Here is a 13,997-nt window from a genome sequence, read left to right as displayed (position 1 = left end):
ACCTTGCCCGGCATCCCATCGGGCAAGGCAAGCCCGGCCGCCCGCGTGCGGTGTTGGGCGCTCTCCCGCGCCATGCTGATGCTTCCGTTCAGGGCTGCTCCGGCCCCGCCCGATCCAGGATCTGCCAGCCCCTCGCACGGCACGCCGCTGCAGTCGCATGCCAGGACAAGTCTGCCGCAGAACCGTATAGATTTCCTGCCATGCGCCGGGAGGAAGTTCGTACAATTCGCCACACATGCCGTGAAGCGGCCCTGCGCGGCTTAATTATCTTGCCCTTTCGCAAAACCGCGCCTAAACCGCGCGCAACGCAATTCCGGGGGACTCCAATGCCCGTCCTTGTCATGAAATTCGGCGGCACCTCTGTCGCCACGCTGGACCGCATCCGCCGCGCCGCCAAGCGCGTCGGTGTCGAGGTTGCCAAGGGCTATGACGTCATCGTCATCGTCTCGGCCATGTCCGGTGAAACCAACAAGCTGGTCGGCTATGTCGAGGAAACCTCACCGCTTTTCGACGCCCGCGAGTACGATGCCGTTGTCTCCTCCGGCGAGAACGTCACGGCGGGCCTCATGGCGCTGACCCTGCAGGAAATGGACGTGCCAGCGCGCAGCTGGCAGGGCTGGCAGGTGCCGGTGCGCACCACGAACGCCCATGCCAACGCCCGCATCGAAGAGATCCCGACCGATAACATCACCGCCAAGTTCGGCGAGGGCATGAAAGTCGCCGTCGTGGCGGGCTTTCAGGGCATCAGCGACGAAGGCCGCATCACCACGCTGGGCCGGGGGGGATCGGACACCACCGCCGTCGCCTTTGCCGCCGCCTTCGGGGCCGAGCGCTGTGACATCTATACGGACGTCGATGGTGTCTATACCACCGACCCGCGCATCTGCGACAAGGCCCGCAAACTCGATCGCATCGCCTTCGAGGAAATGCTCGAACTGGCCTCGCTGGGGGCCAAGGTCCTGCAAACCCGCTCGGTCGAACTGGCCATGCGCTACAAGGTCAAGCTGCGCGTTCTGAGCAGCTTCGAGGAACAGTCTGACGAAGCAGGCACCCTGGTCTGCGACGAGGAGGATATCATGGAAAGCAACGTTGTGGCCGGTGTGGCCCATTCCCGCGACGAGGCGAAGATGACCCTCGTGTCCGTCGCCGACCGCCCCGGCATCGCCTCGGCGATCTTCACCCCGCTGGCCGAAGCGGGAGTGAACGTCGACATGATCGTGCAGAACATCTCGGACGAGGGCCGCACGGACATGACCTTCTCCTGCCCCACCAATCAGGTGGCCCGCGCCGAACAGGCAATGGAAGCGGCCAAGGAAAAGGGCGACATCAACTTCCATTCGATCATCGCCGACACGAGTGTCTGCAAGATCTCCGTGGTCGGCATCGGCATGCGCAGCCACACCGGCGTCGCCGCCAAGATGTTCCGCATTCTTGCCAGCGAAGGCATCAACATCAAGGTCATCACCACCTCCGAGATCAAGATCTCCGTGCTGATCGACCGCAAATACATGGAACTGGCGGTTCAGGCGCTGCACGACGCGTTTGAGCTGGACAAGGCCGCCTGACACCGCCGCGCACCGCGCATGAGATCTGAGGGCGGCCCGCAAAGGCCGCCCGATTGCGTTCGCACGCCCCTCCGCTGCAGGCCCCTCGGCCAAGCGGTGCACAAATTACACGCATAGCGGGCATTTCGGGTTGCACTTGCCGCCACCGCTTGCCATCACGGCGGGGACACCGACACGGTCAGGACAGCCCCCCATGCGCCCCGAATCCCCGCCCGACCAGGCCCCGGCACAGCCACCTGTGTCCTCAAGACGCGACCGCCGCCGCCCGGCACAGCGCCCCTGCAAGCGCAGCGCCGGCCCCAGGACCAAAGCACGCACCCACGCCGCAGCGCGGCATCTTCGATTGCCGGACGGCGCGACCGCCAACCCTGCCAAGCGGCTGTGCAATTAAAGGCAAACCAAAGGCTTCCGGGCAATTGCCGGTTTCCAATTCCCCCGCAACTCGCCTATATCTGGGGCGAACACTCATGAGGCGCCAATCCCATGGCCGATGGTCTTGAAAGCGAAAGCCGCAAGCTGCTTGGACGGTTGCGGGACACGATGGCCGAGCAGGCCGCGGGCCAGGAACGGCTCGACAAGATCACCCACCTGACCGCCGATTCCATGGGAACGGAGGTCTGCTCGATCTACCTGTTCCGCGACAGCGAAACCCTCGAACTCTGTGCCACGCAGGGCCTCAAGCCCGAAGCGGTCCACGAAACCCGCATGAAGCTGGGCGAAGGCCTCGTCGGCCGCGTCGCGCGCACCGGCAAGACCGTGAACGCCGCGGACGCCCCCGCCGCGCCGGGCTTTCGCTACATGCCGGAGACCGGCGAAGAGATCTATTCCAGTTTCCTCGGCGTGCCGATCCAGCGGCTCGGGGAGAAACTAGGCGTGCTGGTGGTCCAGTCGAAACAGGCGCGCGAATTCACCGCCGACGAAATCTACGCCCTCGAAGTGGTCGCCATGGTGCTGGCCGAGATGACCGAACTGGGCGCCTTTGTCGGCGAGGGCGCGGCGCTCTCGCGGCGCCACGTGCAACCGGTCATGTTCCGCGGCACCACCGGGCAGGAAGGCACGGCCATGGGCCACGTCTGGCTGCACGAGCCGCGGGTGGTCGTCACCAACCTCGTCGGCGACGATCCCGAAACCGAACGCGCGCGCCTGCTCAAGGCCGTGGACGACCTGCGCGTCAGTGTCGACCAGATGCTCGAAGGCGCCAGCGGCGTCGCCGGTGAGGGCGACCAGATGCAAGTGCTCGAAGCCTACCGGATGTTCGCCAATTCCAAGGGCTGGCTGCGCCGGATGGAAACCGACATCGACCGGGGCCTCTCTGCCGAAGCCGCCGTCGAAAAGGAACAATCGCAGGCCCGCAACCGCATGAACCAGGTGGCGGACGCCTACCTGCGCGAACGGCTCCACGATCTTGACGACCTGTCCAACCGCCTGCTCCGCATTCTCACCGGACAAGGTCGCGAAACCGGTAGTGCCATGCCCGACGATCCGATCCTGATCGCCCGCAACATCGGCCCCGGCGAGTTGCTGGACTATGGCCGCTCGCTCAAGGGCATCGTGCTTGAGGAAGGCTCTGTCGGCAGCCACGCCGCGATCGTCGCACGGGCGCTGGCGATCCCGCTGGTCATCCACGCCGGGCGCATCACCAACGAGGCACTGAACGGCGATCATATCATGGTCGATGGCGATCAGGGCATTGCGCATTTGCGGCCCGACGACACCGTTGTCGCCGCGTTCCGTGACAAGATCGCCATGCAGGCGCAGGCGCAGGAACGCTATGCCTCGATCCGCGACACCGCCTGTGTCTCCGCCGATGGCAGCCGCATCGAATTGCTGATGAACGCCGGCCTGATGGCCGACCTGCCCTCGTTGCAAAATTCCGGCGCCGAAGGGGTTGGCCTGTTCCGCACCGAACTGCAATTCCTCGTGCGCAACCAGATGCCCCGGCGTACCGAACTGGCCAACATCTATGCGCGCGTGCTCGATGCGGCGGGCGGCAAGCGCGTGGTGTTCCGCACGCTCGACATCGGCTCGGACAAGGTGCTGCCTTACATGAAGCCGCAGGACGAGCCCAACCCGGCGCTCGGCTGGCGCGCCATCCGCGTCGGCCTCGACAAGCCCGGCGTGCTGCGCATGCAGCTGCAGGCGCTGATCCGTGCCGCCAGTGGCCGGCCTCTGGTGGTCATGTTCCCCTTTGTCGCCCAATACTCGGAATTCAGCGACGCGCGCGCCGAAATGGACAAGGCGCTCGCCCGCGAACGCCGCCTCGGCCATCCGATCCCGGAAACGGTGGAAATCGGCGCTATGCTGGAAACACCCAGCCTCGCCTACGCCTCAAGCCGGTTCTTTTCCGAAGTGCAGTTCCTCTCCATCGGCGGCAACGACCTCAAACAGTTCTTCTTCGCCGCCGACCGCGAGAACGAACGGGTGCGCCGCCGCTATGATACGCTGAACGCCTCCTTCCTGACCTTCCTGGAAATCATCGTCCAGCGCTGCGCCGAGAGCGGCACGCGGCTGAGCTTTTGTGGAGAGGACGCCGGCAGACCGGTCGAGGCGCTGTGCCTCGCGGCGATCGGCATCCATACCCTCTCCATGCGCCCGGCCTCCATCGGCCCGGTCAAAAGCATCCTGATGCGCACCAATCTCGCCGAGGTCAAAGCCACCCTCTACGCGGCGCGCGAGCGGGGCGAACAGAACCTGCGTGGGGCGGTGATGGATTATCTGCGGGACAACGGCTGGGCGGTGGCCTGAGGCCCGACTGACCCGGAGGTGTTTCGCTGCGCATGGCGCAGCGACCGGCGCGCGCGGGGCGCGCGCGAAAACTCTGCCGGAGCAGAGTTTTGGTTGGGGGCGCTGCCCCCGTCCCTGCGGGCCTCCCCCGAGGTATTTTCGGACCAAAGACGGGCGCGGCTCGCGACTACGACCAGCGGTCGACGCCGGGCCGTCCTCTCGATCGGGCAACAGGGGGCCCAAACATAAAAACATCCGGCCGCGGAGTTATTCCGGCGGCCGGATGAAAAGACTTTGACGTCTGCCTGCACCTTGGCCTTCTGGCCTGCGGCACTTATTCCACGCGTTCTGCGCAGTTGTCGGGCCTGCGCCGGCAATCCACGGCAAATGCGCAGCATTAAGGAGCACGCATTCCGGGCCTGTTTCACCAACGGACCGATCTCGGGAGCAATCGTTGTCCCTTCCCGACTCACTTTAGGTAAAATTGCCTAAAAGATGGTGAACATCCTGCAAGAAATGCCCTGCCCCGGAATCAATCGTCCAGACGGGCCGCGAGCAGCTCCACCAGTGCGTCAAAGGGCGTGCCAGTCTGGTCCGCGAGGCGCCGCAGGCCGAACACCACTTGCGCCATCTCATGATAGTAGCCGGAGTAGGAGTAGTTCGTGGCCGCAGCCGTGGCCGCGCCGATCACCGGAATCGTCTGCGCCGCCAGCTTGCGACCGAGAACCACCGCGAGGCGCGGCGCGATCAGGCCAATGCCGACATAGACATTCACGCCGGTCAGCGTGACGCGGGAGGACAGGAAGGTCAGATCGGGGGTTTTGCCCTGAACCATCGGACCGGCCGCCGCGAAGACGAGCAGCGCATCCTTGCGCGTCTGCTCTTCGTCCGGATCGAAGCCATGCTCCGCCGCCACCGCCTGCACCGAGCGCATCAGCATCGTCACTGTCAGCGGCAGTTCCGCCAGCGCCGTCGTCAGACCACCAAGCCCGCCGACCACACCAACCATCGTGGTCGTTGCGGTATTGACCCAGGGTTTCTGATCCTTGACGAGGCTGCGCGAGCCCGATGCCGCGCTCATCGCCGCCTCAAGCCCCCGGACCGTCGCGGTTTCGAGCCTGGCGCGAGCGTTTTCCGGAAGCCGGTCCATCACCCCTTCCGCAGGCCAGTTCAGAACGTTCAGGACCTGAACCCCGAGATTGCCGGCCGCGCGATAGCGCCGTGCAAGATCCGCGATCGCCGCGTCGATGTCCACGTCCCGCTGTACCAGTTCCGTGTCGTCCATATCCGTACCCTCATAAGGCCCCACTCGCTAATAGCTGGTAAACCTTTGGCGATATTTCAACCCTTCTGCGGCATCCGCGTGACCTCTCCGCGCACGCCAGTCCACGCGCCGGGGATCAGGGACACCCCCAGAATCCGGTCCGGGTTCGTCGGCGGCGGCATCTCCACCCCCGCCAGAGGTTCGAACCCAAAGCGCCGGTAATAGGGCGGATCGCCGACCAGCAGCACCCGCGCATGGCCCTCCTCTTCCGCCCGCGCCAGCGTATCGCGGATCAGCGAAGCCCCCAGCCCTTCGCCCTGCGTCGTCGGGTGCACAGCAATCGGGCCCAACAGCAGCGCCTCGCTCGCGCCCACCAGCACCGGCCAGTAGCGGATCGCCCCGCCGATGCGCCCGTCTTCATCCTTGGCCACACGGCACAGCGACGCCACGGGCGGCACGTCCTCGCGCAGACGATAGGAGCTCAGAAGCACCCGTCCGGGCGCAAAACAGCTGTCATACAGCGCCTCGACCTCCCACCAATCCTGCGGCAGTTCCTGTGCAAGTGTGAACACATCCGACCCCGTGCAATCCTCTTTGATTGCGGGTATCACGGCCCAAACCGCCGCGCAAACAACGCGGTGGCCGATATCCAACAAGGAGACCGTGATGTTCTACCGCCCGGAAGACGGCCATGACCTGCCGCACAATCCCTTCAATGCCATCGTCACGCCTCGGCCTATCGGCTGGATCTCGACGCGCGGCAGCGATGGCCGCGACAACCTCGCGCCCTACTCCTTCTTCAACGCCGTGGCCTATGTCCCGCCGCAGGTGATGTTTTCCTCGACCTCGGCCAAGCCCGACCGGGGGGACACCAAGGACAGCGTCGCCCAGATCCGCGAGACCGGCGTCTTCTGTGTCAACATCGTCGAATACGCGATGCGCGATGCGATGAACGCGACCTCCGGTTTCTATCCCGCGGGCGTTGATGAATTCGCCGAAGCCAGCATCGAGAAGGCGCAGTGCGAGACCATCGACTGCCCCCGCGTGGCGCTGGCCCCTGCCAACCTCGAATGCAAGCTGACCGACATCGTCAAACTGCCCGGCGAGGCCAATTTCGCTGTCTTCGGCGAGGTCACCGGCATCCACATGCGCGATGATTGCCTGACCGATGGCATTTTCGACGTGCTGAAATTCAACCCGCTGAGCCGCATGGGCTATCGGGATTACACCGTGGTGCGCGAAAAGTTCGCCCTGAACCGCCCGGGGGAGTAAGCCGAAAAACCCCCGTGTTTTTCGGCTGGTGGCAGAGTCGCAGTTTTGCCCCGCAAAACTGTCGACGCCACGCCCAGATCACTCCGGGCGCAACACCCCCCGTGTTTTTCGGCTGGTGGCAGAGTCGCAGTTTTGCCCCGCAAAACTGTCGACGCCACGCCCAGATCACTCCGGGCGCAACACCCCCCGCGTTTTTCGGCTGGTGGCAGAGGTCGCCCGCAGACCAACCCAGACAAGGTTACCCGACGCTTTACCAACTCCCCCGATTACATTTCGTGCGCCGGGGCAAAACGTTTAGTCTGCATCCGATTTCTTACGGAGAAGGATCGTCATGCCTGCGCCTTTCAAGACACGTGCCCATATCGCGGCCCTCACCGCCCTTTTGCCTGTCATCGCCTTGTCGGGCGGCGCGGTGGCCGAGACGGAAAAGCCCTCCGTGCCCACCAATACCCATGAAGAGCCCGAAGAGGTGCTCGGTCAGGAGTGGGAGAGCGTCGTGCTGTCCGACGACGTCGTCCGTTCGGATCTGCCTATGGCCGAGCAGACTTGCGGCGATGCGGGCTCCTCTCCGGCGGAGTGCGGTGAAACCGGGAACTGAGTCCGCATAGGACCCATGCATCCCCGTATGAGTGAAACACTCGCCAACGACCTGCTTTTCCCGTAAACTGCTGCCATCAATCGATGGAGGCGACCATGGACCAGACCCTTTGAACCCCTGAACACAGCTCGGATTTCAAAGGAGGCTCCATGCCTTACGCCCTTCCCCCTGCGCATCTGTCGCACCCCATCACGCTGCCTGACGGCACGGCCCATCCCGGCACCGTTTACCTCAAATCGGTCATCGACCACCCGCGCATGATCGTCGGCGATCACACCTATGCCAGCGATTTTGGCGAGGTTGCGGATTGGGCGGCACACCTCGCCCCGTATCTCTTCCCGTTCAGTCAGGAGACCCTGACCATCGGAAAGTTCTGCCAGATCGCCCACGGCGTCCGCTTCATCGGCTCTTCGGCCAATCACGCCATGCGTGGCCCATCCACCTTTCCCTTCGCGGTCTTCGACCCCGAGACCATGCTCGGCTATCAGCCCGACACCCGGCCCATGACCATCGGTCACGATGTCTGGCTTGGCTACGGTGCGTTGGTCCTGCCGGGGGCGCAGATCGGAAACGGAGTCATTGTCGGCGCCGGTTCGGTCGTGCGCGGCAGCCTGCCCGACTATGCCGTCGTCGCCGGCAACCCGGCGCAGGTGGTAAGGATGCGGTTTTCGCAAGAGCAGATCGCCACGTTGACCGCGCTGCGTTGGTGGGACTGGCCGACAGAGCGGATCGCTGCGGCGCGGCATATCCTGGAGACTGGCAGCGTGGATGCGCTCGCGGGCTATGCGGCGGAACATTCTCTGCCGAATTGACGCAACGTCAAAGGGCGCGACCGCCGCTCGATCGGCCGGAGAGTGGAAAACGTACCAAACTCGCTAACCGGGCCGACATCGCCGCGCAGACGGTCCCGGCGTTTTGTACCAAACAGGCCGCGAATCGTACCAAACTCCGGGCGATGCAACCGCAGCGTGTCCCCCTCAAGCAAAAGGGCGGTCCCTTAACCGGACCGCCCTTCGCCTTGTCAGTGACCGCCAAGGATGCCCGTGCGGACCTCGTAATCGACCGCGATCTGGTAGTCCGGATCATCGTCGCTATCGACCATCAAGTGCCCGGCTTTGTTCAACAAACGGTGGCAATCGCGGCTCAGGTGGCGCAACTGGATTGACTTGCCCGCCGCCTCGTATTTTGCCGCCACGGCCTCGATGGCCTGCAGCGCCGACTGGTCCACGACCCGGCTGTCCGCAAAATCGACGATAACCACATTTGGATCGCTATCCGGTTGAAACATCTCGATAAATCCGTCCGAGGAGCCAAAGAACAGCGGCCCCTGCACTTGGTAGACCTTGGCGTTTTCCGGCGTGGTGTAGGTCTTGGCGTGGATGCGCCGCGCATTGTTCCACGCATAGGCCAGCGCGCTCACGATCACCCCCACGACAACCGCCACGGCAAGGTCTTCCATCACCGTTACCACAGTCACGAGGATGATGACAAAGGCATCCATCGCAGGGACTTTTGCCAATATCTTCAATGAGTTCCACGCGAAGGTCCCGATCACGACCATGAACATTACCCCGACCAGCGCGGCCAGCGGAATCAATTCGATCAGCCGCGAGGCAAAGAGAATGAAGATCAGCAGGAACAACGCCGCCGCGATTCCCGCGATTCGCGTCCGCGCGCCGGACTTCACGTTGATCATCGACTGCCCGATCATCGCACAGCCGCCCATGCCGCCGAAAAACCCCGTGACAAGATTCGCCGCGCCCTGCGCGATGCACTCCTGGCTGGCGCCGCCGCGTTTATTGGTCATCTCGCCAACGAGGTTTAGCGTCAGCAGGCTTTCAATCAGGCCGATGGCCGCGAGGATGACCGCATAAGGCAGAATGATTTCAAGGGTTTCGAGGTTCAACGGCACGCTCGGGATATGGAACGGCGGCAGCCCGCCCTTGATCGACGCCATGTCGCCCACACGCGGCACATCAAGGCCAAAGGCGATCACGATGGCCGCCACGATGCCGATACCGGCCAGCGGCGCCGGGATCACGCGGGTCAGTTTCGGCACGCCCCAGATGATCGCCATGGTCAGCCCTGTCAGCCCGAGCATCAGGATCAAGGGCAGTCCGCTGAGCCATTCACCGCCCCCCGGTTCCAACGCGCTGCCCGGCACCTTGAACTGGCTCATTTGGGCAAGGAAAATCACGATCGCCAGACCATTCACGAAGCCAAGCATGACCGGATGCGGCACCAGCCGGATGAACTTACCCCACTGCATAACCCCCGCAAAAACCTGCAAGATTCCCATCAGGACCACTGTTGCGAACAGGTATTCCACGCCGTGCTGCGCCACCAGCGCCACCATCACCACCGCCAGCGCGCCGGTCGCGCCCGAGATCATGCCCGGACGACCGCCAAACAGCGCCGTGATCAGGCCAACCATGAAGGCGGCGTAGAGACCGACCAAGGGATGGACGCCAGCGACAAAGGCAAATGCCACCGCTTCAGGCACCAGCGCCAGCGCCACGGTCAGCCCGGCCAGCAATTCGATCCTGAGCCGTCCCACGGTCAGTTTCTCATCGGGCATCAAAGACAGATCGGGCAATTCCAGGCGATTGGCGAAACGCGCCAGCAGAGCTTTTTTCATGGGGGGGTCCTTTCGTTCGCGCGACTGCGTCTACTGCGATGCGGCATAAAAGGCCAGAGCGGCCCCACCGTGCGGTCCCTTAAAGCCCTATTAGTCGGGACTGTTGCAAATATCACGGAATACTTTTGTACGCAGCGCCAGCCCTTCACACCGCCGCGCAGAATTCGCGCACATTGCGGTGAAGGCTCTTCCCTTCAATCCTCCGTCATTGCACCCTGCCCCCGACCAACGAATGGAGATTGGGCATGAGCCAGACGATGATTGCCGTGATCGGCGGATCGGGCATTTACGAAATCGACGGCCTGGAAGAGGCGAGCTGGACCACGGTGGACAGCCCTTGGGGCGCGCCCTCGGATCAGATCCTGACCGGCAGCCTCAATGGTGTCAAAATGGCCTTTCTCCCCCGCCACGGGCGCGGCCATGTCCACAGCCCGACCGACGTGCCCTATCGCGCCAATATCGACGCGCTCAAGCGCCTCGGCGTGACCGACGTGATCAGCATCAGCGCCTGCGGCTCCTTCCGGGAAGAGATGGCTCCGGGTGATTTTGTCGTTGTGGATCAGTTCATTGACCGGACGTTTGCCCGCGAGAAAAGCTTTTTCGGAACAGGTTGCGTCGCCCATGTCAGCGTCGCGCATCCCACCTGTCCCCGCCTCGGCGCGGCGTGTTTCGCGGCGGCGCAGGACGCGGGCATCACCATCCATAACGGCGGCACCTATCTTGCCATGGAAGGTCCGCAATTCTCCACCCTTGCCGAGTCGAAGATGTACCGCGAACAGTGGGGCGCCGATGTGATCGGCATGACCAACATGCCCGAGGCCAAACTCGCCCGCGAGGCAGAGCTGTGCTATGCCTCCATCGCCATGGTCACCGACTACGACAGCTGGCATCCGCAGCATGGCGAGGTCGACGTGAACGAAATCATCAAGGTCCTCATGGGCAATGCGGAAAAAGGCCGCGATCTTGTGCGCCGCTTGCCTGCACTGCTCGGCGCGGATCGCACGCCCTGCCCGCATGGCTGCGACCGCGCCCTTGAACACGCCGTCATGACCGCCCCTGACCGCCGCGATCCGGCAGTGCTGGCCAAGCTGGACGCGGTGGCGGGCCGTGTCCTGAACGCAGGATAAACCGCTGATGTCGCTTGACCTTTGGCTGACCTTCGTCGCCGCCTCGACCGCGCTCCTGTTGATCCCCGGCCCGACTGTGCTGCTTGTCCTGTCCTACGCGCTCAGCAAGGGGCGCAGCGTTGCCATGGCTTCCGCCGCCGGGGTCGCCACCGGGGATTTCATCGCCATGAGCCTGTCTCTGCTGGGACTTGGCGCGCTTGTTGCCACCTCTGCCGCGCTGTTCACGGCACTCAAATGGATCGGCGCGGCCTATCTCATCTGGCTGGGCATCAAGCTGCTCCGCTCCGCGCCATCAACTGGGCTGAACCTGCCCGCGGCTGAAGTCACGGCAAAGGGCGTGTTTACGCACAACGCCCTCGTCACCGCGCTCAACCCAAAGAGCATCGCCTTCTTCATCGCCTTTGTGCCGCAGTTCATCGACGCAAGCGCGTCCCTGCTGCCGCAATTCGCAATCCTGATCGCCACCTTCGTCAGCCTTGCCGCGCTCAATGCGCTGGCCTACGCACTGGCGGCAGACCGGCTGCGCCGGACCATCGCGCGCCCCTCCGTAATCACATGGCTGACCCGCGCCGGCGGGGCCACGCTGATCGCCATGGGCGTGCTGACCGCTTCGCTGAGGAGAGCGACATGAGTGTGAAAACCAAGCAGGTTCAGGACTATATCCGAACCATTGTCGATTTTCCCCATGAGGGGATCCTGTTCAGAGACGTGACGACGCTCTTTGCCGATCCGCGCGGCTTTCGCATGGCCATCGACCAGCTGCTGCACCCCTATGCCGGGGTGCGCTTTGACAAGGTCGTGGGGTTGGAGGCGCGCGGGTTCATCCTTGGCGGCGCCATCGCGCACCAGCTCTCCACCGGGTTCGTGCCGATCCGCAAGAAAGGCAAATTGCCTGGGGCCGTGATCTCGGAGGAATACCAGCTCGAATATGGCGAGGCCGTGGTCGAGATCCACGACGATGCGATCTTGCCAGGCGAAGAGATCCTGTTGGTCGATGACCTGCTGGCCACCGGTGGCACCGCGGAGGCCGGGATCAAGCTGGTCGAACGACTTGGCGGAGAGATCATCGGCTGTGCCTTTGTCGTGGATTTGCCGGACCTTGGAGGGCGCAAAAAGCTTGAGGCGATGGGTATGGAGGTGCATGCACTTTGCACCTATGACGGGCTTTGAGGGGTTTCGGATCAGGCGTTGCCTGCCCCGACCGCCGGGGGGTTCACCCCCGGCCCCCCAGGATATTTGTGGACCCGTGAAGACCAGGGCCCGCGAAAGAAAAACGCCCCGCGCTCAGAGAGCCGGGGCGTTTTGTTTTGCGCGTTGATGAATGATCAGACGATCGTTGCTTCGGTCGCCGCGCGCAGCTCTTCTTCGGTCACGCCATCGGCGCATTCGACGATCTTCAGGCCGCCCTCGACGACGTCCAGAACGCCAAGGTTGGTGATGATACGATTCACCACTCCCTTGCCCGTCAGCGGCAGCGTGCAAGCCTTGAGCAGCTTGCTGTCGCCGTGTTTGTTGGTGTGATCCATGACCACAACCACCTTTTTCACGCCGGCCACGAGGTCCATGGCGCCGCCCATCCCCTTGACCAGCTTGCCCGGGATCATCCAGTTCGCCAGATCGCCGTTCTCGGCCACTTCCATGGCACCGAGGATGGCCGCGGCGATCTTGCCGCCACGGATCATGCCAAAGCTCATGGCGCTGTCGAAGTAGGACGTGCGCGACAGCTCGGTGATGGTTTGCTTGCCCGCGTTGATCAGGTCCGGATCTTCGTCGCCCTCGAAGGGGAACGGGCCCATGCCGAGCATGCCGTTTTCGGATTGCAGCGTGATGTCCTTGTCACCGACGTAGTTGGCAACGAGCGTCGGGATACCGATCCCGAGGTTCACGTACATGCCGTCTTCGAGTTCCTCTGCGGCACGTGCCGCCATTTGATTGCGATCCCAGGGCATTATGCGTCCTCCCGCTTGCGCACGGTGCGTTGTTCGATCCGCTTTTCGTGCTCGCCTTGAATGATCCGGTGCACATAGATGCCCGGCAGGTGGATGTGATCGGGGTCGATGGAGCCGCGCGGGACGATTTCTTCGACCTCCACCACACAGATCTTGCCGCACATGGCAGCGGGCGGGTTGAAGTTGCGGGCGGTCTTGCGGAACACGAGGTTGCCGGTGTCGTCCGCTTTCCATGCTTTCACGATAGCCAGATCGGCAAAGATGCCCTCTTCGAGGATGTAGTCCTCGCCATGGAACTGCTTCACTTCCTTGCCCTCGGCGATCTGGGTGCCGACGCCGGTCTTGGTGTAGAAGCCCGGAATACCCGCTCCGCCGGCGCGCATGCGCTCGGCCAGGGTCCCCTGCGGGTTGAATTCCAACTCAAGCTCCCCGGACAGGTACTGCCGCATGAACTCGGCGTTTTCCCCAACATAGGACGACATCATCTTCTTGATCTGCTTGGTTTCCAGCAGTTTGCCAAGGCCGAACCCATCCACGCCCGCGTTGTTCGATGCGACGGTCAGATCCTTGACGCCGCTCTCGACCAGCGCATCGATCAGCAGTTCGGGAATACCGCACAAGCCAAAGCCCCCCGCGGCGATCAGCATCCCGTCGTGCAGGATGCCGTCAAGGGCCTCCGCCGCCGAGCCGTAAACCTTTTTCATCGAGCTACTCCCTTGAGATCATGAGTTGCCGCGAGTTTTCGCCGCAGGGCAGCAGAGAGTCAATGACAGCCCCCGGCACTGCGAGCGTTAACATGCTCTGGAATCTCCAGATACACCAAAGCCGCGCGGTCAAGCGCGGCTTTGACAGAGGATTCG

At 63.5% G+C, this 13,997-nt stretch carries 13 protein-coding genes; 8 read left to right on the top strand and 5 right to left on the bottom strand.

Annotation, left to right across the window (positions count from 1 at the left end):
• Nucleotides 1–326: 326 nt before the first annotated feature.
• A complete protein-coding gene (locus ACN2XU_RS07500; protein WP_419409799.1) occupies nucleotides 327–1,565 on the top strand; it encodes an aspartate kinase in 1,239 nt (412 codons plus the stop codon).
• Between the two features lie 483 nt (nucleotides 1,566–2,048).
• On the top strand, nucleotides 2,049–4,310 hold the full coding sequence (gene ptsP, locus ACN2XU_RS07495) for a phosphoenolpyruvate--protein phosphotransferase (RefSeq protein ID WP_419409798.1): 2,262 nt from the start codon (nucleotides 2,049–2,051) through the stop codon (nucleotides 4,308–4,310).
• 511 nt (nucleotides 4,311–4,821) lie between these two features.
• On the opposite strand, the gene ACN2XU_RS07490 is transcribed toward ptsP, so the two are convergent.
• Both ACN2XU_RS07490 and ACN2XU_RS07485 read right to left on the bottom strand, forming a co-directional pair.
• Nucleotides 4,822–5,574, bottom strand: coding sequence for an EcsC family protein (locus ACN2XU_RS07490; RefSeq protein ID WP_419409797.1), 753 nt, complete (start codon nucleotides 5,572–5,574; stop codon nucleotides 4,822–4,824).
• A 56-nt stretch (nucleotides 5,575–5,630) separates the two neighbouring features.
• Nucleotides 5,631–6,125, bottom strand: a complete 495-nt coding sequence (locus tag ACN2XU_RS07485; RefSeq protein WP_419409796.1) for a GNAT family N-acetyltransferase — start codon at nucleotides 6,123–6,125, stop codon at nucleotides 5,631–5,633.
• A gap of 94 nt (nucleotides 6,126–6,219) precedes the next feature.
• On the opposite strand from ACN2XU_RS07485, the gene ACN2XU_RS07480 reads away from it, so the two are divergent.
• The 3 genes from ACN2XU_RS07480 (at nucleotide 6,220) to ACN2XU_RS07470 (ending at nucleotide 8,235) form a co-directional block, all read left to right on the top strand.
• Nucleotides 6,220–6,825 carry a flavin reductase family protein gene (locus ACN2XU_RS07480; RefSeq protein ID WP_419409795.1) on the top strand — a complete coding sequence of 202 codons (606 nt, stop codon included), beginning with the start codon at nucleotides 6,220–6,222 and terminating at the stop codon, nucleotides 6,823–6,825.
• 331 nt (nucleotides 6,826–7,156) lie between these two features.
• Nucleotides 7,157–7,423, top strand: coding sequence for a hypothetical protein (locus ACN2XU_RS07475; protein WP_419409794.1), 267 nt, complete (start codon nucleotides 7,157–7,159; stop codon nucleotides 7,421–7,423).
• 149 nt (nucleotides 7,424–7,572) lie between these two features.
• Nucleotides 7,573–8,235: a CatB-related O-acetyltransferase gene (locus tag ACN2XU_RS07470; protein ID WP_419409793.1), complete on the top strand. Its 663-nt coding sequence runs from the start codon at nucleotides 7,573–7,575 to the stop codon at nucleotides 8,233–8,235.
• 209 nt (nucleotides 8,236–8,444) lie between these two features.
• Here the strand turns inward: ACN2XU_RS07470 and ACN2XU_RS07465 are convergent, their stop codons facing one another.
• The gene (locus ACN2XU_RS07465) at nucleotides 8,445–10,061 is read right to left on the bottom strand and encodes a SulP family inorganic anion transporter (RefSeq protein ID WP_419409792.1); all 1,617 of its coding nucleotides are present in this window, start codon (nucleotides 10,059–10,061) and stop codon (nucleotides 8,445–8,447) included.
• 245 nt (nucleotides 10,062–10,306) lie between these two features.
• Between ACN2XU_RS07465 and ACN2XU_RS07460 the strand changes: the two genes are divergently transcribed.
• The 3 genes from ACN2XU_RS07460 to ACN2XU_RS07450 are packed head-to-tail and all read left to right on the top strand — an operon-like array spanning nucleotide 10,307 to nucleotide 12,358.
• Complete coding sequence (locus ACN2XU_RS07460) at nucleotides 10,307–11,188, top strand: S-methyl-5'-thioadenosine phosphorylase (protein ID WP_419409791.1); 882 nt, start codon at nucleotides 10,307–10,309, stop codon at nucleotides 11,186–11,188.
• Nucleotides 11,189–11,195: 7 nt separating this feature from the next.
• A complete protein-coding gene (locus ACN2XU_RS07455) occupies nucleotides 11,196–11,819 on the top strand; it encodes a LysE family translocator (protein ID WP_419409790.1) in 624 nt (207 codons plus the stop codon).
• Entirely contained in the window at nucleotides 11,816–12,358 is a 543-nt protein-coding gene (locus ACN2XU_RS07450) for an adenine phosphoribosyltransferase (RefSeq protein ID WP_419409789.1), read from the top strand. Before ACN2XU_RS07455 ends, ACN2XU_RS07450 begins: the two co-directional genes overlap by 4 nt.
• A 155-nt stretch (nucleotides 12,359–12,513) precedes the next feature.
• Here ACN2XU_RS07450 and ACN2XU_RS07445 read toward each other — a convergent pair whose 3' ends face one another.
• Nucleotides 12,514–13,137 (bottom strand): 3-oxoacid CoA-transferase subunit B, encoded by a 624-nt coding sequence (locus ACN2XU_RS07445; RefSeq protein ID WP_419409788.1) that lies wholly within the window; start codon nucleotides 13,135–13,137, stop codon nucleotides 12,514–12,516.
• Nucleotides 13,137–13,841, bottom strand: coding sequence for a CoA transferase subunit A (locus ACN2XU_RS07440; RefSeq protein WP_419409787.1), 705 nt, complete (start codon nucleotides 13,839–13,841; stop codon nucleotides 13,137–13,139). The genes ACN2XU_RS07445 and ACN2XU_RS07440 overlap by 1 nt, the downstream gene beginning before the upstream one ends.
• Between the last annotated feature and the right edge of the window lie 156 nt (nucleotides 13,842–13,997).

Origin of the sequence: Pacificoceanicola niger (assembly GCF_048553275.1) — a bacterium.
Taxonomy (GTDB): Bacteria; Pseudomonadota; Alphaproteobacteria; order Rhodobacterales; family Rhodobacteraceae; genus Pacificoceanicola.
Note: the sequence above shows the minus strand (reverse complement) of the source record. Positions and strands in the feature narration are given on the sequence as shown.